The sequence below is a fragment of the Pseudovibrio sp. Ad5 genome, from assembly GCF_001623095.1.
Classification (GTDB): domain Bacteria; phylum Pseudomonadota; class Alphaproteobacteria; order Rhizobiales; family Stappiaceae; genus Pseudovibrio.
Window position 1 is genome coordinate 208,084 of sequence record NZ_LMCH01000061.1, and the last position, 26,754, is coordinate 234,837.

15 protein-coding genes and 1 pseudogene are annotated in these 26,754 nt (G+C 51.3%); 2 read left to right on the forward strand and 14 right to left on the reverse strand.

Annotated features, from left to right (window positions below):
• Positions 1-17: 17 nt before the first annotated feature.
• The 4 genes from PsAD5_RS18965 to PsAD5_RS18980 all read right to left on the reverse strand — a co-directional run bounded on the left by PsAD5_RS18965 (position 18) and on the right by PsAD5_RS18980 (position 7,107).
• Positions 18-1,934: an ABC transporter substrate-binding protein gene (locus PsAD5_RS18965; protein ID WP_063293213.1), complete on the reverse strand. Its 1,917-nt coding sequence runs from the start codon at positions 1,932-1,934 to the stop codon at positions 18-20.
• Complete coding sequence (locus tag PsAD5_RS18970; RefSeq protein ID WP_063293214.1) at positions 1,931-3,832, reverse strand: ABC transporter ATP-binding protein; 1,902 nt, start codon at positions 3,830-3,832, stop codon at positions 1,931-1,933. The genes PsAD5_RS18965 and PsAD5_RS18970 overlap by 4 nt, the downstream gene beginning before the upstream one ends.
• 140 nt (positions 3,833-3,972) lie before the next feature.
• Positions 3,973-5,760 (reverse strand): adenylate/guanylate cyclase domain-containing protein, encoded by a 1,788-nt coding sequence (locus PsAD5_RS18975; RefSeq protein ID WP_208988702.1) that lies wholly within the window; start codon positions 5,758-5,760, stop codon positions 3,973-3,975.
• A gap of 171 nt (positions 5,761-5,931) precedes the next feature.
• The gene (locus tag PsAD5_RS18980) at positions 5,932-7,107 is read right to left on the reverse strand and encodes a CaiB/BaiF CoA transferase family protein (protein WP_063293216.1); all 1,176 of its coding nucleotides are present in this window, start codon (positions 7,105-7,107) and stop codon (positions 5,932-5,934) included.
• A gap of 270 nt (positions 7,108-7,377) precedes the next feature.
• On the opposite strand from PsAD5_RS18980, the gene pepN reads away from it, so the two are divergent.
• Positions 7,378-10,014 carry an aminopeptidase N gene (gene pepN, locus PsAD5_RS18985; protein ID WP_063293217.1) on the forward strand — a complete coding sequence of 879 codons (2,637 nt, stop codon included), beginning with the start codon at positions 7,378-7,380 and terminating at the stop codon, positions 10,012-10,014.
• 192 nt (positions 10,015-10,206) lie between these two features.
• The gene (locus tag PsAD5_RS18990; RefSeq protein WP_063293218.1) at positions 10,207-12,582 is read left to right on the forward strand and encodes a PAS domain-containing sensor histidine kinase; all 2,376 of its coding nucleotides are present in this window, start codon (positions 10,207-10,209) and stop codon (positions 12,580-12,582) included.
• A gap of 73 nt (positions 12,583-12,655) precedes the next feature.
• On the opposite strand, the gene PsAD5_RS18995 is transcribed toward PsAD5_RS18990, so the two are convergent.
• The 10 genes and pseudogenes from PsAD5_RS18995 to PsAD5_RS19040 all read right to left on the reverse strand — a co-directional run bounded on the left by PsAD5_RS18995 (position 12,656) and on the right by PsAD5_RS19040 (position 26,726).
• Positions 12,656-15,685, reverse strand: a complete 3,030-nt coding sequence (locus PsAD5_RS18995) for a bifunctional [glutamine synthetase] adenylyltransferase/[glutamine synthetase]-adenylyl-L-tyrosine phosphorylase (RefSeq protein ID WP_063293219.1) — start codon at positions 15,683-15,685, stop codon at positions 12,656-12,658.
• Entirely contained in the window at positions 15,649-17,145 is a 1,497-nt protein-coding gene (locus PsAD5_RS19000) for a sensor histidine kinase (protein WP_063293220.1), read from the reverse strand. Before PsAD5_RS19000 ends, PsAD5_RS18995 begins: the two co-directional genes overlap by 37 nt.
• On the reverse strand, positions 17,129-17,809 hold the full coding sequence (locus PsAD5_RS19005; protein WP_057465903.1) for a response regulator transcription factor: 681 nt from the start codon (positions 17,807-17,809) through the stop codon (positions 17,129-17,131). The genes PsAD5_RS19000 and PsAD5_RS19005 overlap by 17 nt, the downstream gene beginning before the upstream one ends.
• Positions 17,810-18,108: 299 nt before the next feature.
• Positions 18,109-19,659 (reverse strand): Do family serine endopeptidase, encoded by a 1,551-nt coding sequence (locus tag PsAD5_RS19010; RefSeq protein ID WP_063293334.1) that lies wholly within the window; start codon positions 19,657-19,659, stop codon positions 18,109-18,111.
• A 172-nt stretch (positions 19,660-19,831) separates the two neighbouring features.
• Positions 19,832-20,590 (reverse strand): annotated as a pseudogene (locus tag PsAD5_RS19015) (alpha/beta hydrolase family protein); the annotation flags it as partial.
• Positions 20,591-20,757: 167 nt separating this feature from the next.
• A complete protein-coding gene (locus PsAD5_RS19020) occupies positions 20,758-21,240 on the reverse strand; it encodes a cytochrome c-type biogenesis protein (RefSeq protein WP_206599746.1) in 483 nt (160 codons plus the stop codon).
• Between the two features lie 5 nt (positions 21,241-21,245).
• The gene (locus PsAD5_RS19025; RefSeq protein ID WP_063288184.1) at positions 21,246-23,261 is read right to left on the reverse strand and encodes a heme lyase CcmF/NrfE family subunit; all 2,016 of its coding nucleotides are present in this window, start codon (positions 23,259-23,261) and stop codon (positions 21,246-21,248) included.
• 70 nt (positions 23,262-23,331) lie between these two features.
• The gene (ccmE, locus tag PsAD5_RS19030) at positions 23,332-23,805 is read right to left on the reverse strand and encodes a cytochrome c maturation protein CcmE (protein WP_082597161.1); all 474 of its coding nucleotides are present in this window, start codon (positions 23,803-23,805) and stop codon (positions 23,332-23,334) included.
• Positions 23,806-23,960: 155 nt separating this feature from the next.
• Positions 23,961-25,121: a c-type cytochrome biogenesis protein CcmI gene (gene ccmI / locus PsAD5_RS19035; RefSeq protein WP_063293223.1), complete on the reverse strand. Its 1,161-nt coding sequence runs from the start codon at positions 25,119-25,121 to the stop codon at positions 23,961-23,963.
• 138 nt (positions 25,122-25,259) lie between these two features.
• Positions 25,260-26,726, reverse strand: coding sequence for a hypothetical protein (locus PsAD5_RS19040; RefSeq protein WP_063293224.1), 1,467 nt, complete (start codon positions 26,724-26,726; stop codon positions 25,260-25,262).
• Positions 26,727-26,754: the final 28 nt, after the last annotated feature.

A 26,754-nucleotide genomic window follows, 5' to 3' on the forward strand; every position in this document is an offset into this window, starting at 1 on the left:
TAAGGCAAGTGAAATAATCAATGAGGGAGATCGTCTTCATCCGGTAAGAGATCTTCAAAAAAGAAGAGATCCATGCGGTGGATGCCGAACTGAGCACCGGGATCCCATCCATAAATGCCCATTTCAGGTACATTCAAAAGCCCCTTAACAACCACCGGCTGCCGGACAGCATTGACCAGACCGATATGAATTGTTTCATCTGCGTGAATCTGCAGGATTTGCTCCCAAATCATATCCCGTTCTTCAAAACTACTGCTCACGAGCCATTGATCAAAGAGCTCAATCAATCGAATTGCCGGGGGCCAATCAGGTTTAACACCTGCGTGTCCGTCACTCTCATAGTAGTTGCCCCATGGAGCCCATGAGAGAAAATCTTCGCGCGTGGGAGCATAATCTATCGGCGGCATATCTGCTGTTGGTACACCGTTTTCAAAACCGGACCAGACAGACATCATCAAAGTTCCAGAGAGCGCGCGAGCCCGGATCGTGTCGCGCTGGCTTGGGCGGATAAAAGCAGAAACACCGATTTCCTTCCAGGTTTCTGCAACAAGCTCCAGCGCATCATCCTGTTCAGCACTCTCGCCTGTGGTCTCAATAATGAGTTGCAGCGGGCGTCCGTCTTCCAGCAAGCGTACGCCGTCTCCTCGCCTATCTGTCAGTCCAATATCATCCAGCAACTGGTTGGCAAGGTCTGGATTAAATTCCGCCCAAGCCGTTTGAAAATCTGGCTGATACAGCGGAGAAATGTTGAGAACCGTATCGTTGCCAGCTCTCCCCAAACCAAAATAAAGCACTTTATTTATGAGTTCACGATCAATGCCCAACGAGAGTGCATGGCGAAATCTGCGGTCCTGCATGAGTTTGCGCCATGTTGGGTCTTTGACGCTGAGGTTGGGCAGGATCGAAATCTCAGATCCCTTGGAGTTGAGCCAGAGACGGGTGTCATAATCCTGTGTCTGTTCACCACGTTTAAGAACGGAAATATCAGAGAACCCAAGCCCACGTGCCTGCAAATCACTTTCACCAGCCAGCGCCTTTGCCGGAATAAGTTTACCATCCACCACATCCATAATTATGCGGTCGATATAGGGAAGTTGCTGGCCTGCACTGTCTACGCGATGGAAGAACGGATTGCGCTCCATAACTGCCCTGCGATCACCCGAAGTGTTTCGTGGCACCCATGGCTGCAACGTGGGGATATGCGGATTGGATGCGCCGTACATGTCGTCCATGCGGTTGAACAAAGGTGCCCACCCACGCACTTTCTCAATTCGAGCAATCTGCCTGATAAATTCCGGATTTCCATATTCTTCATGGAACTGCTTCATGTAAGCAGCTGGCCGGTAAATGAACGGTGGGCGTGCTTTTGCAAGTTCTTGCAGGAACAGAGGATTTGGCTCATGCCACTCAAAACGAACAGTCGTCTCATCAATAACTGAGAACTCAGGACCTTCACCATCCACCAGCATGAACCCTGGTAGGCCGATGGGGTTCAGTTCCTCGTTTAGGGCGACATCTTCAAACCAAAACCGAAAGTCTTCTGCATTAAAGGAACTTCCATCAGACCATTTATGGCCTTCACGCAGATTTAGAGTGAAGACCTTGTCATAGTGATTGTCTACGCTCTCCAAAATGTCTGGATTTAACTCGAGGTTTTCATTGTATCCAACCAGCCTTGCATAGCCCCACACATTGATCAGGCGCACGTCTTTAGGCCGCGAAATGAGCGTATGCATCGCACCACCCTGCACTCCGATTACACGGCCAATATCATCAGGGTAGGTCACAAGTGGTTCTTTGGGAACACGATCTACGATAGATGGCAGGCCCGGCGGAATTCCCGGAGTTTCCTTCAGGACCAGAGCTGCCGAGACCGTAGGTACTGCGAGACTGATAAGCATAACAACCGTTGTGAGGAGGCCAAATTTTCTCATATATGGCTCCCCCCTAAACCCACGATATCGCGCATGCTTTCCATTCCCGGAGCACATACCCAATGATCTGTCTCAATCTCAACCAAATACGGTACGGTTGAGTAGCGCATCCGGTAGGGCGAAGGCCATTGTGTCGGGTCTGAGCTTGCGGTTCCTGCCAGAGATGAAAAATCCAGTTTGTGGTCCAAAGAGGGTTCTGGCACTGCTTTGAGAAGTGTACGCGTATAGGGATGGATCGGATTATCTATGATCTGCCGCGTTGGTCCGACTTCGACAACCTTGCCCTTGCACATAACTGCTATGCGATCAGAAATGTAGTCAACCACAGCAAGGTTGTGGCTGACGAAAACATAGGTCAGGCCCAACTCATCTTTGAGGTCTTTGAGAAGGTTCAAGATCTGTGCCTGAACGGAGACATCAAGCGCTGATGTTGGTTCATCGCAAATTAAGAACTCCGGGTTTAGCGCCAGAGCTCTTGCGATCCCGATACGTTGTCTTTGCCCTCCGGAGAAGGAATGCGGGTAACGACGCAGATATCTTGGCGACAAGCCGACAAGATCAATCAGTTCCCGGATGCGCGCTCCTTGACTGAGGCTGTCGCCCATACGGTGTATGACGAGCGGCTCCTGCAAGATCTCGTTGAGTGTACGGCGTGGGTTTAACGAAGAAAACGGGTCCTGAAAGATAATTTGAGCCCGTTTACGGTATTGGAAGAGCTCTTTTTCAGAAAAACCCTGAATATCGCGTGCGCCGTCCTCAGTGGTGTAGGAGATTTTGCCACGCGTCAAAGGAAAAGCTCGCAGCATAGCAAGCGCGGCTGTGGTTTTTCCGGAACCTGACTCTCCAACAATACCAAGGCATTCACCTCTACGGACCGTCAAAGATACATTGTCGAGTGCGGTTGTCATGCCTCTGCGTTTTTTGCCGCGCAGGTTCTTGAATGTGAAGTTCTTACAAACGCCTTCCAGCTCAATGAGCGGCGTTCCACGGAATGCGCGAGCTTTGCCAACCGGACTTGGCTGAAAGTCAGAATGATGCGTGCGGGGTTTGATTGGGCGGATTGGAACAAGGCGTTCATCCGGCTCCATAGAAAGCGAAGGAACCGCGTTGAGCAGCGCTTTCAGATAAGGGTGCTGCGGGGTCAGGAACAGGTCTTCAACACTACCCTTTTCCATGACCTCACCGTTGTAGACCACGACAACCTCATCAGCCATATTTGTGACTACACCAAAGTCATGCGTGATCATGAGTAGCGTCATGTTCAGTTCAGCTTGCACTTCCTTAATCAACTTCAGAATTTCGGCCTGAATGGTAACATCCAGCGCAGTTGTCGGCTCATCTGCAATAAGAAGCGTGGGGCGGCAGATCATCGCCATGGCGATGAGTGCGCGTTGCCGTAAGCCGCCAGAGAGCTCAAATGGATAGGCACGGATTGCGCGCTCGGGCTCAGGGAAATGAACCAGACGCAGCATATCCTTGGTCAGTTCCTGGGCTTCTTTAGTGCCAACAAAGCGGTGCAGTTTTGCTGCTTCGCTGATCTGATCTCCAATGGTGTGCAGTGGTGAGAGCGAGACCATGGGCTCTTGAAAGATCATTGCAATCTGATCGCCGCGAATGGCGCGCATGGCAGGACCAGCCGGCGGCAGTTTTGCAATGTCTACTTTCTCACCGTTTTTGCGATTGTCCCGAAATAAAATTTGACCTGATGTGATGCGAGATTTTGCAGGAAGGATCCCCATAACCGCTCTGGAGATCACAGTCTTGCCAGACCCTGACTCACCAACCAAAGCGACGCATTTGTTTTCCGGGACACTAAAAGACACATCGCGGACAACTTGGTGATGCCCTTCGTCTCCATGAAACTCTACCGACAACCCTTTGACGTCAAGCAGGTTCACGTGCGTCCCTTCCTCACTGGTCTGTTGCTAGCGCACGCGAGAAAACCTTTCGCGGCTTTCACACTAGAACAGGGCTTTCTTTCAATGAGGTTGGGTTACGTGGCACACTTAAATTAAACTAGAAGACAATGCCGGGATTATCAGTCGTCGCATATGGTCGAGTTGAGCTGCCAAACCTCGACTTTGCCCTTCCGGCCACGAATGTCATGGCTACCGCGATGGGTTACGTTATCGGGTCGGCCTGCCCTCTCAACAGTTTCACCGCTCAACACCACACATGCTCCTTTAACGGAGGAGATGGTACCACCCAGGCTTTGCAGGCGACTGCACACATTCACGGCATCGCCGACAATGGTGTAATTCCAACGTTCGACTGCTCCCACATTGCCAACAATTACTGGGCCTGTGTGAATGGCAATCCGTACATTCAAAGCATTTTCGGGTGTAACTGCATTGGCTTGCTGGATGGCGCTGACCATATCTTCTGCAGCCAAGATTGCGCGGCGGGCATGATCTTCCATCTCGTTTGGTGCACCCCAGAATGCGAGCATGCCGTCACCGACGAATTTATCGACAGTCCCCTGATGAGCCTCCACAGCAGACACAAGCAGTTTGAAGTGATCATTGAGCAGTCCAGCCACTTCGCCAGCGCTTCTGTGTTCGGAGATCGACGTGAAACCTTCAATGTCGGTAAACAGGATCGTCAGTTCAGCTTCTTTCGCTTTGGCTGCACGGTCGATCCCCATAGCCATCAACTTGGAATAGAGTGACTTTGGGATATACCGGCTCATGGCTTGTAAGCCGCTGGTGCTGGCATTCATTGCAGACGTAATCTGATCTACTTCACGAATATGACTGCGTGGCAGTGGTTCGAGGTGCTCAAACTCCAGAGCACCGAACTTTTGAGCGCGTGCAGCAATGCCTTTCAGCGGCGATGACAGACGACGCGCGAAGAAGATCGCCACAAGTGCGGACAGGAACACAACAGCCACGCCAGCAAAGACCGAGTTAATCAGGCGAGTAAACTCATCATAACGCGAGTTTGCCAACTGATATTCACCGACGTAGTAGACCTCGCCATCTGGTGAAACAAGCTTTTGTAAAACAAGAACATACATGTCCTCGCCATCATAAATGAGATGCAGTTCAACACCTCGTTTGCGCGCGCGCTGACTAAATGGTTGTGCTTTACTGCCCTCAAACTTTGCAAGAACGGGATCTCCAAACTCTGTGACATGCGCCAGCAGATTGTGCTGTTGCAGCTCATTGGTTGGAGAGGAATACGCGAGCACCCGATTTTTGTCAGTCAGGATAAAGCGAGTGACATCCTCTTCGTCTACTTCGTTTCCAATACCATCTTCTTTTGAAGAGGCGAGGACCGAGCCAACTCCCTTCATCGTGATGATTGCGGAAACGTAGCCGATCGTCTCTCCATCAAACTTGATAGCGCTTGTCGCTGTTGCAAATGGGTCTTCACCAGATGCGTAGAAATCTCCCCAGAATGGGTCTTCGGCAGTTTGCGCATCGATGCTTTGCATTCTGGAGAATTCAAACAGATCTTGTTCAGGCTGGAATGAGATCAGATCTTGCCGGTTTTCGGCGTGACGCAAGCCCCAGACTGTTCCGTTGGGCAGTGACAACACCAAGCCTTCGACACTTTTCACCCCGAACAACACGCCACGAAACGTCTGGCGTGCACGAAAGATCGCATTTTGCGCCGTTGGCTGCTCTTCCGCATAAACTTTGATTGCATGTACCGAGGAAAATGCAGGGGTCATATAGGCACTCAAGGCATTGTTGATTGCCTCGGTGGACATGATCGACGCTTTTTCGATCAAGCTTCGGGTGTTCTTCAGGTTGGTATGAACAGACATGTACAGCACAATACCGCCGCACAAGGTCACCACAGTCACGAAGGTAAGGCTCACCAACCACGTCAATGACAACTTATAATAGCACCGCCGTATGCCGATTGCTTTACGCCTGATCCTATTCCAAAGCTTCAAACCGTGACCCACCTGTGTGAGGAATGCCAGCCCGTTAAACCACTCCCCGGACCGAGGGTCAAACTGCCTTCCTGCACATAGTGTCGCTAGTCTTTATTCTACTGCTTCTTTGCCTAATTCTCTCAATATCTCATTTCTATGCTCATCGAGAGCTGGTGCACCCTTCTCCAGTTTCAGCTTAGAATTAGTAAACCGAATTGGCGTACGGACATAGGTTTGCTCGCCTTGATGCTTAGATGTTGTTGGCAAGTTGACTTTCATTTTCCGGTGTTCAATTTGCGGATCCTGCAAAACATCAGCAACTGTATTGATCGGACCTGCCGGAACGCCGCGTTCTTCCATTTTTGACAGGAGTTCATCCCGATTGAAGTTCAGCACGAGAGCCTGAAGCTTTTCTGTTAATTCCTCGCGGTGCTTCACACGAGACGGGTTGGTCGCATAGCGCCCGTCCTCAGACAGTTCTTCCTGCCCGAGAATCTTGCAGAAGTTCGCAAACTGAGTGTCGTTGCCAACCGCCACAATGAGATGACCATCCTTCACTTCAAAAACCTGATATGGAACGATGTTTGGATGAGCATTGCCCATACGGCTAGGGACATTACCGCTGCTTAGATAATTCATCGCCTGATTGGCCAAAACACCGACCTGAGCATCCAGCAAAGCCATATCGATCCATTCGCCTTCACCGGTCAGGTCACGGCGGCGCAGAGCTGCCTGAATACCTATGACCCCGTATAGGCCCGTGAAGATATCAGCAAAAGCAACGCCTACCTTTTGTGGCTCGCCGCCTTGCGAACCAGTCAGATCCATAATACCGCCCATGCCCTGAATCATAAAATCGTATCCAGCGCGATGGGCATAAGGGCCATCCTGACCAAAACCAGTCACGGAACAATAGATCAGCTTCGGATTGATCTTCTTGAGGCTATCATAGTCAAGGCCAAACTTGGCTAGCCCGCCAACTTTGAAGTTTTCGATCAGCACATCACTTTGACGTACCAGATCATAAATCAACTCAAGGTCTTCCTGCTTTGAGAAGTCAGCAGTTATGGAGCGCTTGCCGCGATTGCAGGCATGGAAGTAGGCTGCACTTTTGCTTCCGCCCTCTTCTTCGACAAACGGAGGTCCCCAGGTCCGGGTATCATCACCGCGCGGGCTTTCCACCTTGATGACATCGGCACCCAAATCAGAAAGGGTTTGTCCAATCCATGGGCCTGCCAGAATGCGCGCCAGTTCCAATACTTTTATGTTTTCCAGGGGAGCTGTCACGGAAGCAACCTCAGCCTTTTTGTATAGATCTGTTTCAGGAGCTCAGTGCTACCTGTTTTTTCGGGATAGTGCTTACGAGGATCTGTCATGATCTCCTTCCAGTCCTTCCCTTGCTTGATAATTTGATTTTTGGGTGCAAAAGTGATGAGGTTTTCATTCCCTGCATTTGACCGGAACCGTTTTCAACGGTACCGCCGATCTACATAAAAATTTGGAAGCGCTGCGCCAAGGGGTGATCAAGCTGCTTTAACACTTACTGGGAGAACAGGTATGCGATCTGAAACAGCTCAGCTCATTAGACTGCAAGACTACACAGAGACACCCTACGTCATTGAGAGTGTTTCTCTTGTCTTCAAACTTCAACCAGAAGCAACCGAAGTTATCTCCACCCTCACCATTTCCAAGCGTGATGGCATAGAAGACGGAGCTCCACTTGAGCTGGATGGTGACGAGCTTACGCTAATTTCAGCCGCTATTGATGGTGCACCATTAGCAGAAGACGCTTTCGAAGCCTCTGCAGACAAGCTGACGGTTCATGCACCACCTGCTGAGCGCTTCCAGTTGGAAGTTATCACCAAGGTGAACCCAACCACGAACACCAAGCTGGAAGGGCTTTACCTTTCTCAGGGCATCTACTGCACTCAGTGTGAGGCAGAGGGCTTCCGCCGGATCACTTATTACTATGATCGCCCGGATGTGCTTTCAGTATTCACGACACGCATTGAGGCTGATAAAGCGACCAATCCGATTTTGCTGGGTAATGGCAATCCACAGAACGCAGGTGACATTGAAGGCACTGACCGTCACTTTGCCGTGTGGCATGATCCACACCCGAAGCCAGCTTATCTGTTTGCGCTTGTTGCTGGCGATCTTGCCTGCATTTCAGAAAAGTATACGACAGCTTCCGGCACACCAGTCGATCTGAACATCTTTGTCGAGAAAGGCAATGAGGACCGCGCAGACTGGTCCATGGACAGTCTGGTCCGGTCCATGCGGTGGGACGAGAAAGTATTTGGCCGCGAGTACGACCTTGAGGTGTTTAACATTGTTGCTGTTTCTGCGTTCAACATGGGTGCGATGGAGAACAAGGGCCTCAACATTTTCAATGACAAGTTCATTCTGGCGGATAGTGACACAGCAACCGACACAGACTACGAGGGTATTGAGACCGTTGTTGCCCATGAATACTTCCACAACTGGACTGGCAACCGTATCACCTGCCGCGAATGGTTCCAACTTTGCCTGAAGGAAGGTCTCACTGTATTCCGCGATCAGGAGTTTTCTTCTGATGAACGTTCTCGCCCTGTGAAGCGTATTGCTGATGTGATCCGCCTGAAATCCCGTCAGTTCCCTGAGGATCAGGGACCTCTTTCGCATCCAGTGCGCCCGACAGAATACAAAGAGATCAACAACTTCTATACGGCGACTGTCTATGACAAAGGCGCTGAGCTGGTTCGCATGATCAAGACTATTCTTGGTGCAGACAACTTCAGAAAAGGGATGGATCTTTACTTCGAGCGACATGATGGTGATGCCTCAACCATTGAGGACTTCCTCAAGTGCTTTGAAGATGCGACCAAGATCGATTTGTCTCATTTCAGCCTGTGGTACCACCAGTCCGGTACACCAGTTGTGAAAGCAAAAAGTTCTTACGACGAAGCTGCAAAGACTTTCACTCTGGAGCTGGAACAGATTAATGCTCCAACACCTGGACAAGACCAAAAGAAACCATTCTTCATTCCAATTCGCTTTGGCTTGGTTGGCCCGAATGGAGATGATCTCGCCTATTCCAATGCCGAAGGTGCTCAAGTCGATGGCGACTTGCTGTGTCTGAGCGACAACAAACAAACCGTTGTCTTCCATGGTATTGGCAGTAGGCCAGTTCCTTCCCTTCTGCGTGAGTTCTCGGCTCCAGTTAAATTGGAAACAGGTCTGTCCCGTGAAGATCAGATCTTCCTGATGCGACATGACATTGACCCGTTCAATCGCTGGCAGGCTGCTCAGACGTTGATGACCGATCTGCTTATTGAACTGACCAATGGTGCAGAGCCGACAGGCAAGGACGCCTTCATTGAGGCGCTCGGTCACATAGCAGAGGATGAGAACCTTGACCATGCGTTCCGTGGTTTTGGCCTGATGCTGCCTAGCGAGCAGACAATCGCACTTGAAATCGGCAAAGACGTCGATACTGATGCGATCGGTGATGCCCGTGATGCGTTCTCCAAAGAGATCGGCGTTGCACTCTATGACACCTTCAAGCGTATCTATGATGCTTTGGAGATGCCAGCAACGTTTAGCCCGGATGCTCTTTCAGCTGGCAAACGTGCGCTGAAGCTGCGTTGTTTGTCTTACTTAGCAGCAAGTAATAGTGAAGGCAGCGCTACTCTGGCTAAGGCACATTTTGATGCTGCCGATAACATGACGGACCGGATCAGCGCCTTGAACTGCCTGGTCAAGTTCAAGCTGGCGGGGGCGCAAGAAGCCATGGCTTCCTTTGAGGAACGCCACAAGGACACTGCTCTTGCCATGGATAAATGGCTGGGTGTCGCGGCCAGCGCGCCGAGCAAAGACACGATTGGCGCTCTACGTACTCTTACAGAACATCCGGCATTTTCTTGGGATAATCCAAATCGTATCTACGCGCTCATTGGTGGCTTCCTAGGCGGCAATACAAGAGGTTTCCATGCGGCTGATGGTTCAGGATATGATTATCTTGCTGAAATCACGTTGCAATTGGACAAGATTAACCCTCAGGTTGCTTCCAGAATGGTCAAAAGCTTTGGCTCCTGGAAGAATATGAATGCGGAACGCAGAGTAAAGGCAGAGACCGCTTTGAAGCGAATTCTTGCAGCTGATCAGCAACTCTCTACTGATGTCAAAGAAATAGTTGAGCTGTGTCTAGACTAAGACAGTCTACTTTGCACCCAGCGAAGTCTCTGAGAGTCCTATGAAAATTAACGGCAGCAAAAAGCGCTGCCGTTAACCATTTTTTTGTGTCGAGACTCTGGACAAGTTGATTCGGATAGATTCAAATGAATGTGATTCGGGTGAATTGCAACCCGAGTTATTTGCGGCGGAATCTGACACATGGGGGCATTCATGGCACGAGCCTTTGCAGGGGGCGCGACCGCTCGACGACTCTTGAACTCGACCAAACGGACAGGCAAAAAAGACGCTCTGACCGGACATATCAAGTTGCTCGCTCAACCAGCCTACCAACGCCTCTTAACAACGGAACCAATGATGCGCAGAATTATTCCTGCTCTTTGCATCGTGTTCATTGCGTGTACCGCTATCTTCCGCGGACTTGAGATTGCTTACAATTATGAGAATGTCAGCCAGAAGGCTCAGGACGATCTCACACTTATTGCAACTGCCCTGACCGCCAGCATTGAAATTTCCGAGCAAGAAAAAGGCTCCGCCGGCCTGACTTCTGCTTTGCAGCGTGCACTTTCTGAGGCCCTGCCCCCCCGGGCCACCAGCCAAAGCCGCCAAATTCTGTTGACTGACCCGAACGGTACCATTGTTGCCAGTGCTCCGACCCGCCCTGATATGGAAGGGTTGAAAATTACCAGCTTCCTTGGTGACACTCAGCCAATGACGTTCTTTGGAAAGCGCGCAGGTGTGCTGACGCTCAATGAGGGCACCAAAGACGCAACCCGGGCAACAGTTCATCATTTACCAAACAAAATCGGCATGGTTGCTATCATGCAGCCAGAAGACGCGATTTTCTCTTCCTGGCGTGCTGAACTTTCCGCCAATGTCACGATCTTTGTTGCAACTTCCATGGTGCTGCTGGTCATTATCTACGCCTATTTTGCGCAGGCAACCCGAGCGCAACAGGCAGATGGCATTTACTCGGCGACGCGCTCTCGCATAGACGCTGCCCTCAACCGTGGTCGCTGCGGCCTGTTTGACTGGGATCTTTCCCGTGGCCGCGTGTTCTGGTCCGCCTCGCTTTATGAGATGCTGGGCATGGATCCGCGTAATGATATTATGGGCTTTGCTGAGATCCAATCCCTGACCCATGCTGATGACGTTGATCTTTACGATCTTGCAAAGAGCCTGCTGGATACCGGCAAGAGCAACGTGGATCGTCAATGGCGCATGCGTCACAGTGATGGTTCCTGGGTCTGGCTTCGGGTTCGTGCTGAAGTTCAAACTGATGCGGGCACCAATGAGCCTCACCTGATCGGCATCTGTATGGATGTGACCGAGCAGAAGCGCTTGGCAGAGCAGAGCCGTACTGCTGATCTACGCCTGCGTGATGCGATTGAGAACATCTCCGAGGCCTTTGTCTTGTGGGATGCTGACAACCATCTGGTGATGTGTAACTCCAACTACCGCAAGCTGCATCAGCTGCCAGACCATGTCGTGCAGTCGGGCACGCCTTATGCGACTGTCATGTCCTCGGCAAGCCAACCGATTATTTCTGAGCCTGAGGAAGGCGACCACATCGACAGCGATATGGGCAGTTCCTACAAGGTCGAGATGGAAGGTGGTCGCTGGTTACAGGTATCGGAACGCCGGACCAAAGATGGTGGCTTCGTTTCCGTTGGCACCGACATTACAGAGCTGAAGCGTAAAGAAGAGAAATTGCTTGAGTCTGAGCGCGGTCATATGGCGACCATTGCCGACTTGCGCCAGTCCCGCCAGAAACTTGAACTACAGGCTCAACAGCTGGTGGAACTGACCGAGAAATATGCGGATGAGAAGACCCGCGCGGAAGATGCAAACCAAGCGAAGTCCGAATTCCTTGCAAACATCTCCCACGAGTTGAGAACACCGCTGAACGCGATCATCGGCTTCTCTGAGATTATGGATCAAGGCATGTTCGGTGACCTTGGTTCCGACAAGTACAAAGAATACTGCAAGGACATTCATTCCTCCGGTAACTATCTGCTGAATGTGATCAACGACATTCTGGATATGTCAAAGATTGAAGCGGGCCGGATTGAGTTGTCTGTTGAGGATGTTCAGATCCAGCAGATCGTTCAGGATGCAGCCCGGATTATCTCTGCAACAGCAGCTGAGAAGAACATCAAGGTTGTTAGCGAAAATCTGCCTCACATGCATCTGCAGGCTGACCGCCGCGCTGTTAAGCAGATCCTACTCAACCTGCTTGCAAACTCCATCAAGTTTACACCAGACAATGGTGAGGTTCGGGTCTCTGCCCGCAAGGTGGGTGCCTTTGCTGAACTCAAGATCTCTGACAATGGTATCGGAATCTCCAAGAAGGATATCGACCGTCTTGCCAAGCCGTTTGTGCAGGTGGAAAACCAATTCACCAAGACGCACAAAGGGTCTGGCCTTGGTCTGGCAATTGCACGGTCTCTCAGCGAGCTGCACGGCGGTTACATGGAAATCGCTTCTGAAGTTGGCACAGGCACCGAGGTTACGATTAAGCTGCCCTTGAAAGCAAAGGGACGCGACAAAGGTCGCCTGACAGGCATCAGCAACCTGAACGCTGCTTAAGAGCAAGAAGACAATCTTAAAAGAAAAGGCCGCTTCATCAGCGGCCTTTTTGTTTTCTTAGATGTAAAGTGTCTTAGCTGGTCTTTTCAGCTTCTTCCACTTTGCCAATGAGGTGTTCAAAGGTTCTGCGGACCATGATCTGTTGTTCCTGCATGTAGATGGTCAGACGTTCAAAGTCTGGCTCACCTCCTGCATTTACAAGAAGGTCGAGCAAGCCGCCCGGAGCTGTTTTTGGATCAAAGTGACCGGTTTGAGCAAGCTTCAGGATCTGCGTCAGGTCCTCATAGTTTCGAAGGGCTGGAATAAGCGTGTCAGCATCCTCTTCACGCAATACTCCAAAATCACGCGCCTTAAGCAATGCATCTTCGGTACGCGCCTGCAGGACTTCAGGATGCTCGACACCGTGAGCCAACTGCAAGAACTGGGCGATGAACTCAATGTCGATCAAGCCACCCGGAATACCCTTGATCTGCCATGGGCTCTTTGCTGGCTTTTCTTTCTGGATGCGCGCACGCATATCGCAGACATCACGAGCTAGTTTGTCAATGTCTCGCTTGTCCTGTAACAGCTGGGAGACTGCACAGTCGATCTGCTGAGCGAACTCAGGGCTTGAGCTGGTGATGACACGAGCACGCGTCAGGGCCATATGCTCCCACGTCCAGGCATCGTTGGACTGATAGTCTTTGAAGGATGCAAAACGCGTTGCAAGTGGTCCGGAGTTACCTGAGGGCCGCAAACGGAAGTCGACCTCATAGAGGACGCCTTCTGCCGTCGGCGCAGTCAGCGCGGATACAAGGCGCTGTGTGAGGCGACTGTAATACTGACTTGGAGCCAACGGACGTTTGCCGTCACTTTGCACGACATCCTCGGGGAAATCGTAGAGCAGGATCAGGTCAAGGTCCGATGCACAAGTGATTTCCTGTCCACCCAGTTTGCCCATGGCAACAAGAGCAAGTTCAGCTCCTGGAATTTTGCCGTGAGCATCTTCCAGTTCCTGCTGAACACGTGGCAGCAGTTGACAGAGCACTGCGTCTGCAAGTGTTGAAAGCCCCTGCCCTAATTCTGCTGCTGTGATCGTTCCTGTGATCAAGCGCAGGCCGAGCAAGAATTGTTGCTCCTGTACAAAGATACGCGCCCGGTCGAGCGCTTCTTCATAGTACCCAGCCTGATCGAGCGTCACAGCAAGCGCTGTTTCAATCTGCTCTGCAGACGGCGCCCCACCAAAGAATGCCGGGTCGAGAAGCGCATCCAGAACGTGGACGCGTTTGGAGACGATCTCGGCCATACGAGGTGCGTTGCCCATAACCATCGTCAGCAAGTTGAACAGGTGCGGGTTAGACTTGAGCAACCCGAAGAGTTGCACTCCCATTGGCAGTTTGGAGAGGAAGGAGTCAAATGTGAGCAGTGCTTTGTCTGCATTCTCTGTACGCGCCAATGCATCCAGCAGGATTGGGGTGAACTCGGTCAACCGTTCACGAGACTTTGGCGCACGAACTGCCGGATATCTGCCGTAATGCCATTGGCGGATCGTGCGGATTGCATCAACGGGCCTTTGGAAGCCAAGCTGGCTGAGAGTTTCGAGCGTATTGGGGTCTTCATCATCTCCTGTGAAGACCAGATTGCCAAGATTGGTTGCCAAATCTGGCTCATGCTCAAACAAGCCAGAGTAGTGTTTTTGCACCAACTCAAACTTAGAGCGGATCGTGTCAGCAAACTCAGAGCGACCTTGAATGCCCATAAGGTGATAGACACGTGCTAATGCCTCTTCATCCTTAGGCAGGATGTGGGTCTGCTCATCGTTGATCATCTGAATGCGATGCTCAACCTCGCGCAGGTAGCGATAGGCTTCTTCCATATCTTCTGCAGCGGATTGGTCGATCCAGCCACAATCAGCCAGTCTTTCCAGCGTGATCAGTGTCCGCCGGTCGCGTAGTTGCGGGTTGCGGCCACCTGCGATCAGCTGTTGGGTCTGCGCGAAAAACTCAACTTCACGAATGCCACCTCGTCCCAGCTTTACGTTATGACCAGCAACTGTGATTTTGCTGAAGCCTTTGTGAGCATGGATTTGGCGTTTGATGGAGTGCACATCTGAAATGGCGGCATAGTCCAAATATTTGCGCCAGACGAATGGGCGTATTTCTTCAAGGAAGATCTCACCGGCTTCAATATCGCCTGCACATGGGCGTGCTTTGATGAGCGCTGCACGTTCCCAGTTCTGGCCCAGGCTTTCATAATAGACCAGCGCTGCAGGAACAGAGATTGCCAGCGGCGTTGCTCCTGGATCTGGTCGTAAGCGCAAGTCGGTTCTGAAAACATATCCATCCCCGGTACGCTCGTTCATGAGCTTCACCAGACGGCGGGTGATACGGACAAACTCAACAGGCGCTTCTGCACCACCAATCAGGCGGCTACGCTCAGGATCATAAAGAACGATCAGATCGATGTCTGAGGAGTAGTTAAGTTCACCTGCACCATGCTTGCCCATGGCCAGAATGAAGAAACCTGCCTCTTTTTCCGGTTCATCATGATCAACCGGAATAAATTTACCTTTGACTTCAAGCTCACGAAGGCAGAAGCGTAGGCAGGCGGTCAATGATGCATCTGCAAACTTGGTGAGAGCACCCGTTACATTTTCCAGCGGCCATGCACCTGCAATATCCGCCAACGCAACCGTGAGAGCCATTTCCTGTTTTGCCAGACGCAGCGACTGCATAAGTGCAGCTTCGCTTTCAGGTCGGGCATTCAGGCAGTCCTGTAAAAGGATCGCAATGGTCTCTTCTGGCGGCGTGTTCAAGATACGCAGGAAGCGTTGAACATCGCGCAGCATGGTCTCGCGCAGGAACGGCGCACTGACCATGAAGCCTTTTACAAAGCTGCGCAGATGGGGGGCGCCCTGACAGAGCTGTTCAAACTCAGAAATGAGGTCCTTACGTTCCAGCTTCTCAGTAAGATCTTTCAGGTGCCGATCACCCAGATCATCATCTGCACAGATGGGCTGGCGTTCCAAGCGCTCAAATAAAGGAGCAAGAGCTCCTTCACGATGTTCGCGCTTCAGAATGCTGCTTTTTAGCTGGTGGCGTTCTTCTTCCGAGCCTTGTCCCATGCTTCGTTGCCCTCTCCCTCACCTCTTTGCCCTTTGTTTAAAGGCAGAACAATCCGGGCCCGCAGGCCAGATTGCTTATCACTTTCAGAATCATCTGCTGTCCCAGCCGATGTTAGCTGCAATTCTCCATGATGGAGAGTTACCACCGCCTTGATAAGTGACAATCCAAGCCCAGAACCCGGTGCATGGCGAGAGCTATCAAGCCGAACGAAGCGATTACACACCCGCTCACGATCAGCAGCAGCAATACCAGCACCATTATCTTCTATGCTGAGTATAGCCTGCTCATCATTTCCAGACAGTACGACTTTGATTGTGGGTTTGACATTCTCTTCGGTTGGGCGACCGTATTTGAGAGCATTTTCTATCAAGTTTGCGAGAGCTTGCGCCAGTAACTCCCGATCGCCTTCGATGACAGGCTCATCTTCCAGTAAAACAGAGAACTCGACACCATCATCTTCGGCAACGGGTTCATAAAGTTCGCACACGTCCTTGACGATGTTGCCCAGCTTGATTGATTGCAGCTCCGCTCCAGTGGAACCAGCTTCCACACGTGCAATGCGCAGCAGTGCGTTGAAGGTGTTGATCAGCTCATCGGTCTCAACCAGTGTCTCTTCCAGACATTCGCGGCCTTCATTTTCACTCAAGTTTTGCCGCAGTGCAGCTTCCACGCGCCCTCGCATACGTGTGAGCGGTGTTTTGAGATCATGGGCAATATTGTCGGAGACTTCCTTAAGGCCCTTCATCAGCTCTTCAATGCGATCCAGCATCACATTGAGGTTGCTTGCCAGACGATCGAACTCATCTCCGTTACCAGTCACATCGAGGCGACCGGCAAGATCACCTTCCATTATCAGACGGGAGCTCATGGACAAGTTATCGATGCGTTTCAGGATACGGCGATTGAGGAAGAACCATGTGATGCCAGCCAAAACGACCATTCCGACCAACCAGAGGGTCAAAGCGTCACCGAGCAAGCTTTTCAGATGGACCTGATCTTCCAGATCACGTCCGACCAGCAGCTTGAAGTTGCCGGGCAATTCGAAGATGCGGACGATCGCTTTGGCTTTGTTCTGGTCCGTCTCAGCAAACCCTAGTGGTGTGTAGGAGACAAACTGAATTCGGCCATCGGACACTGAGAGAACTTTCTCAGGAAGGTAGGCGATATTGCCCGTAATGACGTTTCCAGAGTAGTCCAGAATGAGGTAGAGGTTTGAGTTCGGGCTTCGGACGCGGCGCTCCACACCAACTACGAGCCCGTTGATGCCGTTTTGTGCATATTGTTCGGCAAGGCCCTGAATTTCTGCATCAACCGTCTGCACCACCTGCTTGTTCATCAGGTCATCGGTGTTCTGCGAGATGAAGATGAACAGAAACACAGAGAGCGCCGTAAACGACGTCAGGTAGATTGCGGCCAGCTTGAAGGCTGTGGTTGAGAGGATCCTAGTTAGAGCTGTCACGGATGGAATACCCTGCACCACGAACAGTATGAAGCAACGGGAAGTCGAACCCTTTGTCGATCTTTGACCGAAGCCTTGAGATGTGAACGTCAATCACGTTGGTCTGCGGATCGAAATGATAGTCCCAGACGTTTTCCAGCAACATGGTGCGTGTCACTACCTGTCCGGCATGCTTCATGAGGTACTCAAGAAGGCGGAACTCACGGGGCTGCAGCACGATCTCCTGCCCAGCACGGCTAACAGAGTGCGCGAGGCGATCCAGCACAAGATCAGCAACTTGCAACTTGGTTTCAACTTGTGGGCCAGCTTTACGGCGGCTCAGCACTTCAACGCGGGCGAGCAGCTCAGAAAAGGCGTAGGGTTTTGAAAGGTAGTCATCTCCGCCTGCGCGCAGACCGGTAACGCGATCATCTACTTGCGAAAGCGCGGAGAGGATCAATACGGGCGTTTCATCACCAGAGGCGCGCAGTGTTTCGATGATGGAGAGGCCATCACGTTTGGGCAGCATGCGATCAACGACGAGCACGTCCCACGTGTTGGAGATTGCCAGCTCAAGTCCGTCTTCGCCATTGTCTGCGTGATCAGGTGAGTGCCCTGCTTCTTTCAGTGCTTTGAGCAGATAGTCTGCCGCTTCCCGATCATCTTCAATAATCAAGATTCTCATTTTTTCATTTCCCAGAGCAAGGCATTGGTCGTTTCCTCACATTGACGGGAAACGATAAAAAAAAGCAAATGCTGTTGGGGGTAACCGTCAGCATTTGCATGAGTTTTATAGGTGAAGTTGGCAGATGATAAGGTCCCTGCCTTTTCTTCCAGCATTGGTTTTTAGGACTGACATCAAGTAGAGGGCTACCCTTGCTATCAGCCCCTCAAACAACCGAAACACCTGTGAGGGTATCTTTGGTGTTTCGACGAGGGATCACGAGAGGGGCGTTTCTCGTGATCCGCATTCTTGTAAGTGGCTTATTCTTCACCCTTTTCCAGCGGGATCGCTACAAAGAGTGTGTTCTCACCACGGGTGACACGCAGCAGAACTGCCTTGCGTCCTTGTTCACGTGCTGTATCAACCTGTTCTGCAACATCCGTTGGTGTTTCAACTTTAACACCAGCAACTTCGGTGATGATCGCACCAGGTGCGAGGCCTTTGTCAGCAGCAGGTCCATCTGGATCTACTTTGGTGACAACAACGCCTTCTTCATCAACACCTGCCTGTTCAGCAGTTGCCAGTTCCAAGCCAAGGCTGTCTACCAATGCGGTATTCGCATCCTTGCTTTTGCTCGCTGAGGCTTGTTTTTTCTCTTCAGGAATAGTGCCGAGCTTCACAGTCGCGGTCTCGATTTCACCATTGCGCCAGTATTCGATCTTCACTTCGGTGTTTGGTGAATATCCGGCGATGACCTTTGCCAGTTCACGTGGGCCGTTCACTTCTTCACCATCGACCTTGAGGATGATATCACCAGCCTGGAAGCCAGCTGCTTTTGCAGGGGTATCGCCCTGAACTTCGGCAACCAGCGTGCCGTTTTCGTTTTCGAGACCGAGGGATTCAGCGATGTCCTTGGTCACAGGCTGGATCTGAACGCCAAGCCAGCCGCGGGTTACTGCGCCGTCTTCTTTCAGGTCAGAGATGATCTTTTTTGCAGTCTGCGCCGGGATCGCAAATGCGATTCCCACGTTGCCACCGCTTGGAGACACAATCGCAGAGTTCACGCCGACAACTTCACCCTTCACGTTGAATGCAGGACCACCGGAGTTGCCACGGTTTACAGAGGCATCAATCTGAAGGAAATCGTCATAGATGCCAGCGCCGATGTCACGACCACGGGCGGAGACAATGCCTGCCGTTACAGTGCCACCCAGACCGAACGGGTTGCCAACTGCGACGACCCATTCACCAACCAGTGGTGCATCATCTGTAAAGGCGACGTATTCAAACTTTTCTTCGCTTTCCACTTTCAGGAGAGCCAGATCAGAACGCTTGTCAGAACCAACCAATGAGGCTTCCAGTTCTTCGCCTTCACTGGTTACGATTGTGAACTCTGTTCCACCTTCAACCACGTGTTCGTTGGTCACTACATAGCCATCATCAGAGATGAAGAAGCCGGACCCTTGAGATTGATCGAAGCGCTTGCGTGGTGGGGCTTTCTTTTTTTGCTCACCACCTGGTCCACCAAACTCGCGGAAGAACTTCTGCAGTGGGTGATCATCCGGCATATCGCGGAACATTGGAGGAATGCCCGCCAGACGATCATTCTCTTTAACCTCAGAGCGAACACGCACAGAAACAACTGTTGGCTGAACGGCTTCGACCAAACCAACAAAGCTCGGCATTGCTGGCGCGTTTACGCGGACAGGCTCGGCTTGAGCGGTTGCCGGAACAAGTGTCAGCGGAGCAACCATTGCACCTGCAATTGCCAGTGCCATGGTGCCATTGAGAAGACGGGAACGACGTTTGGAAGTGGTTTTTGCAGCAGACAGGGAAACAACGCTGGAACTTGCGTTCTTGGTCAACTTCATTTGGCTCAACTCCATTTAGTCAATCTCAGCCCAACCGGGGAAAACGGGCTTTTGCATTTCGTTGAGAATGACTATGCCAGAGCGAACCTTACAAACACCTATCTGCCACATTAATCTTCTGTAATGATGGGAAAACTTCGTAGTTGCTCCCACCAGTCTTTTATTAGCCCTGCATGTAGCGGCTTGCCCATGCTGCAATCACGCGTGCTGCATAATCTGCATCTTTGTATTTAAACAGCAGGTGATCGGCATCATCCAAAGACACAAATGATTTCGGATGCTTCGCTGCTTCAAAAATCTGAGCAGCATTCTCAATGCCAACCGTGGCATCAATTGGCGAATGAAGAACCAACACTGCCTTTTTCAGCACAGCAACGCGCGACCGAACATCCTGCGCTTCAAGGTCTTCGATAAACTGGCGTTTAATCTTAAACGGTCGTTCACCGAGCTGGACGGTAGCTTCGCCCTTCTCTTTTATCTCATCAAGGGAAGCCCCAAAGTTATGAATCACATGATCTGCTGAGGCTGGTGCACCGATTGTTGCAACTGCTTTTACCTCTGGCACCTCAGAGGCTGCTGCAAGCACAGCTGCGCCGCCCAGAGAATGCCCTACAAGCAGCTTTGGTGCTTCATAATGCTCTCGCAGGTAATCAGCGGCGCGAACAAGATCCTGAAGATTTGATGAGAAGTTGGTGGAGGCAAAGTCGCCGCCGCTGTTGCCAAGACCAGTGAAGTCAAAGCGCAGAACAGCAATCCCGTCTTTGGTCAAAGCAGATGCAATGCGTCGTGCTGCGGAAAGATCCTTGGAACAAGTGAAGCAATGGGCGAACAGGGCATAGGCCTTTGGTTCACCGTCTGGTGTGTCCAGACGCGCTGCAAGATGCGCTCCCTGAGAGCCTTCAAATTCCAATTTAATGGGATCGTTTGCCATTTGAACTGTTCCTGTCATTTCCTGCGCAGCTGGCACATTCGGAATATATATTAAGAGACAGGTATCTAGTGCGCGCTTACAGGCGTCTTTACAATTCAACTGGTTGCAAGAAGATGTGATTAAACGTGAGCCCCGCAAACCATGTCTGCGGGGCTCTGTTATTAGTCTTATTTAGAAGACATGAGCTTGTCGAGTTCGGCCTGCTCTTCTTCCGAGAGTGGCTTGACACCCGCTGTACTGCTCTTCAGCGGTGCATGCTTTTTCTTTCGCGATGTACGCCACAGGAAAAAGCCTCCAAGCAGTAATGCGAGAGGTCCACCGCCCCACAAAAACAGGGTATGGAACGCAAAGCGCGGTTTGAGAAGGACAAACTCACCATAGCGGTCAACAAGATAGTCCATGACTTCCTTGTCACTGTCCCCTTCCACCAGTCGCTCACGCACCAGCAGGCGTAGATCCTTCGCCAGTTTAGCGTTGGAGTCGTCGATAGACTGGTTCTGGCAGACCACGCAGCGCACTTCCTTGGAAATTTCGCGTGCACGTTCTTCCAGAACAGGATCTTTCAAGACTTCATCCGGATTGACTGCATAAGCAGCTGGAGCTCCCAGAAGAACAGAAGAGATCAATACCAGTACGAACTTCATCTTCATGGCCATTACTCCGCCGGAGTTGGGGTTGCTGTTGCAACACCGCCTGCTACGCCTTTGCGCTTGCGGGCTGAAACAGGAGCACCAACACGCAGGCGACGATCAAAGAGGGCAATACAACCACCCAAAGACATAAGCAGAGTACCAATCCAGATCAGCGTGATCAGCGGTTTGAAGTAGATGCGCGTAACAATACCACCATTTGCGTCAGAGTCACCCGTTGCAAAGTACACCTGCGAGAAGCCGAAGGTCGCAATGGATGTTTCACTCATTGGCATTCCGCTGGCATTATAAGCACGCTTGGATGGCTCCATGATACCGACGACATTGCCACCTTTGCGAAGAGTATACTGGGAGACCATCTCCTGATAGTTCGGACCATTTTGGGTCCAGCTCTTCTCATAGGTCACATTGTAACCGTTCTGTTCCAGCGTATCGCCTGGGCGCATCACTTCAACGCGTTCAGATTCGAACGCCATTGTTGTCACAATACCCAGAACGGTAATCCCAAGACCAGCATGGCCCAGCACAGTAGACCAGACAGTTGGTGCAAAGCCTTTGATACGGGCCATGGAACGACCAAAGCCAATTTTGAACAGCTGAGAACGTTCAACGATTTCCCAAAGGGATCCAAAGATCGCCCAGAATGCCAAACCGAAGCCAAGCGCTGTCATAATGCTTGTTGTGCTGACGCCCATGAACCAGATCAGGCCGAAAGTCGCTAGCATTGCGATGACAAAAGCGGAGGTCAATCGTTGGGCCACACCCCACGCATCACCACGCTTCCATGCCAAAAGCTGACCAAATGGCATCAGGATCAGTACTGGCACCATGATTGGGCCGAATGTCAGGTTGAAGAATGGCGCACCCACGGAGATCTTGTCGCCAGAGAAGGCTTCCAGAACGAGTGGGTAAAGCGTACCGACAAAGACCGCGGCACAGGCTGTTGTCAGGAACAGGTTGTTCAGTACCAGCGAACCTTCGCGGCTGATTGGTGCAAACAGGCCACCTTGACGAAGCAATGGTGCGCGCCAGGCAAACAGTGTGAGTGACCCGCCGACAAAGATCAGCAGGATCGCAAGGATAAAGAGACCACGTGCCGGATCAACTGCGAATGCGTGTACGGAGGTGAGAACACCTGAACGGACGAGGAAGGTCCCCAGCAGCGACAAGGAGAATGTCAGCAGTGCAAGGAAGACAGTCCAAACCTTCAGAGCATCCCGACGTTCCATTACGATTGCGGAGTGAAGTAGCGCTGTACCGGTGAGCCATGGCATGAAGGATGCATTTTCGACCGGATCCCAGAACCACCAGCCACCCCAGCCGAGTTCGTAGTAAGCCCAGTAAGAACCCATTGCGATGCCGAGGGTCAGGAAGATCCAGCTTACGAGGATCCAAGGACGTACCCAACGCGCCCAGGCGGCATCAAGTTTGCCAAGAATGAGCGCAGCTGCAGCGAATGCGAACACGATGGAGAAGCCAACGTAGCCAATGTAAAGAATTGGCGGATGGATTGCCAAGCCGACATCCTGCAGCATTGGGTTGAGGCCCGAGCCTTGCAAGGGTGCAGGGCTGATACGGGTGAACGGGTTTGATGCAACAATGACGAAGAGCAGGAATGCAAAGGAAACCCAGCCCTGAGCGCCAAGAGTAGCAGCCCGGAGACGCTGTGGAATGTTGCGTGAAAACACTGCAACCAATGCACCGAACAGCACCAGAATAAGCACCCAGAGAAGGATAGAACCTTCGTGGTTGCCCCACACACCGGAGATCTTATAGACCAGCGGTTTGTCGCTGTGAGAGTTCTGATAGGTATTCAGAAGCGAGAAGTCTGAGTTCAGGTATGCCCAGGTCAATGCGGCAAAGGCAACGCAAGTCAAAAGGAACATAAGTACGGCAAGGCCAGGTGCCATCCCCATCAGACGGTGGTCTGAATTCACTGCACCCCACACTGGAAAGACCGACTGAACAGCCGCGACTACCAATGCCAGAATGAGTGCATAGTGGCCAAGTTCAATTATCATTACGATATCCTAGTATCCATTTGGCGCTGGATAACCGGCTCTTTTGGGCAGAGCCGGTTGATTTTACTTTTTAGTTTACTTTGGTGCTTTGCTCTGCGGAGGCGGCCTGTTCCTCTTCCATCCAGTGGCCATCTTCCTTCAAGGTCTCGTAGACCTCTTTTGGCATATAGCTTTCATCATGCTTGGCCAGAACTGTGTCTGCAATGAAAACACCCTTCTCGTCCATGTGACCTTCAGCGATGATGCCCTGCCCTTCACGGAACAGATCTGGCAAAATGCCCTTGTAAGAAACCGGAATAGCTTCTGCCTGATCGGTCACACGGAAGAGGATCACTGAGCCCCGGCTCTTATCAAGAGAGTCATCTTCAACCAAACCGCCAAGACGGATGCGTTGCCCAACTTCAACTTGCTGTTCAGCGATGTCGCTTGGGCTCTGGAAATAAGTCACGCTGCTGGAGAGTCCATAAAGAACCAAGCCGACAGCTGACCCCAGCACCAATCCCGCAAGACCAATAAGCCCGAGTCTTTTTTGTTTACGTGTCATACTCGCAGTTCCGTAGATACGTTGCCAACTAATGCCTTACGGCGTTTGTATTCTGCAGCTCAATAGAACATCAAAAGAAGCTCTACCTCTTTGTCCTAGGCATATCTTATTTCCGAAAACCGCTTGGCATTCATCAAAGATATGTAACCCCTGCTTTATTCGACAGGGCTCAAATTCAGGCTCGTGGCCAGTTGGTTGATCTGTTCCAGTGCAGCTGCATCGTCCTTGAGATTTTGCTTTGCGCGGGCGACTGCTTTTGCGGCCTCCACCTGCTCCCCGAGGATAATGCGGGCCTGTATCAAGCGTCCCCACTCGGAAACAGAACCACCTTGTTCATTAAGGCGTTCATCCAGCTGAACAACCATCTGGTTGATCATTTCATTGCGATCTTCCGCACTCATCTCAGCTGCTGCTTCAACTTCATCAGCAGAAGGTCCTGCAGGCTGTCCAAGTGCCGGGATTGCCGCAGCCTCACCAGATACAACAGCGCCTCGTGCGATCAGTTCATCACGCTGTGCTTTTGCCGCGTCCACCCAAGGAGCATTTTGATCTGCAGTCTTCAGCAGAGCATTCCAGGCAGCCAGCGCTTCGTTTATCTGGCCCTTCTGGCCCATAGCCATTGCCAGATAGTAGTAGGGTTGCAGCATTTCAGGCTTAGCAAGATTGATCCGACGCAAAACCTTTTCAACTTCATCGGACACTTGTCCTTCATTTGCGAAAATGCTTGCTTCAGCCCAACCAACCATAAAATCGAGATTTTCAGGGAACTGGCTCAACGCCTGCGCATAGGCGCGGCGAGCCTTATCAAACTGGCTCGTACGCATGTAAACAGGTGCGATTACAGCCCAACCCTGTCCGTCGTTGGGGTTTTCTTTGAGGTGATCCTCAGTCCTGGCAATCAGAACTTCAAGATCAGCCTGCCCTGCGGTTTCAGCCAAACGCTCAGCGCGTGGCTGGTCAGGGATTTCCGGAGAACCGTATTGTAAATACATACCTAGCGCTGCCAGAGGTATCAAAACAACCGCTGTCAGCTGCACAATGCGCATGCGCATTTTAGAGGGAGCTGACTGGTGGTCTCCCTGGTTTTGCTTGTGCGCGGCTAACAAGCGACGCGACACTTCAATTTTGGCGGCTTCTGCCATGTCCGGCGCGATTACACCGCGCTCAAGATCTTTTTGTATTTCTTCGAGCTGGGCACGAAACACAGCTTCATCATTGCGCTCATCAGGACTAACCTTGGGAGAGCGAGCCAATGGAACGAGTACGGCCAATGCGACCGCCGCCGTCAAAATTGCGAGAACTAACCAGAATGTCATAGTGGCTTAAATAGACAGGTTCTAAATGTGAAAGGCAACAGTTCCCCCCCTGCGACGGGCAGTCGCACAAGCCATATACCCACAAAATACCTATGAAGTTGCACTTATTTTCTAAAAGACGCATGCACTACTAGGGGGTTAGGCGGCATCTTTCAGATAAGTCTTCTGCCTGCGGATGAGGTTCGCGGTGTCTTCCGGCTCCAGCGAGATCTCACTCATCGAGATTAAACGGCTCAATTTTCTCGAAATTTCGCCATAATTCGGAAGGTTTTCAGTCTTGTTTTGCTCGTCTTTGGGAGCTGTCAAAAGCTTCTCGGAGTTGCGATCGATGAAACGTTCGACATGATCTCTGGTTGAGATTTGCAGCTCGTTCAAGCCAAGCACACCTGCATATTGCGACGCTAACTTGGCGAGTTTTAATCCCCTCAAACATTTGTGATATGCGCGCTGAATCTGCACCAGCCGATAACCACCCTGCAAATCTGCAAGGTCAGGTTTTGTTTCTGAAGCAATTGCCTCCTCCAGTTGTGCCGGAAGGTTGCGCAGTTCATCGCGTAGCAGAATACACAAACGGTTTTTGAGCTGTACTGCGCGTTGATTCCATTGACCACAAGCGCTGAAGCCTTCAAGGTCTTCCAGTTCCTCAAAATGCAGCAAGCAGGCGTTGGCTGCTTCCGGAAGCCCAACAATGGCCTCCTCTTCCATGCGCCAACCTTCAACGACAGACACACTTTGCTCCAAAGAAGACAAAGCAAACTCTATAAAGGCTGCGTAAGGGGTGCCCGTAACATCTTTCAGAGCAGGAACAGCAGCTAGGGTTTGAGCCAGTTTAATGAGATCAACAGGCGCTTCGTCCAGACGAAGGAATGACAGCGCTGCAAGATAATTGGCCTCAGCTCTGTACTGCTCCATATGGGCACGCATGTTTTCCAAACTGTTACCGGAGGTCATGGACAGGATGTCTTCTGCAAAAGGTGGAGTGTCTGCTATCACCTTTTCCCATGCAGGCGCTCTTTCCAAAATTACCAGAACGTCACAGAAGAAATCAAAATTGACATGGCCTCCAACCTTGCGGCGAAGCTTTGTCTTTATCTGAATGTCTTGATCTGCTGCTTCCAGCTCTTTTTTTGCAGCAGCAACCAAACGCAGACGGAGACCTTCAGCGCATGTATAGAGTGCTTTCTGGATAGTTTCGTGGGTCGTGGGCAAATCTTGTTGCTGACACAGCTCTTCCAAGGCCTCTACCGCTTCGGTAAACTCATTAGAAAGAAGCACCTGGCGCATGTAGGTCCAGAGCGGCTCCATTACTGTGGCATCGATCCGACCTTGTTGTGGCGTGCTCAGCGGTATTTGAATGAGGAATGGTTGAAGGGGGCTTAGAATTGCGCGCTTGAGTGGCGTATCCAGAGACAGCTTATTCTCAGGAATGTAGGAGGCTTCACCAAGGAGCCTGCGAATAGTGAGCAGCATGAGTTCGGCATTTGGCACGGATGTTCCGCTTTGCACGGTATCATCGACAGACCGTTCCAACATCCGCAAAGCAGATTGAGACAAGGCTCCTAACACCTTCTCCATTTGCAATGCTTTATGGTTGACCTCGTGCATCCAAATCTCTCTGGTACTCAGCTTTACA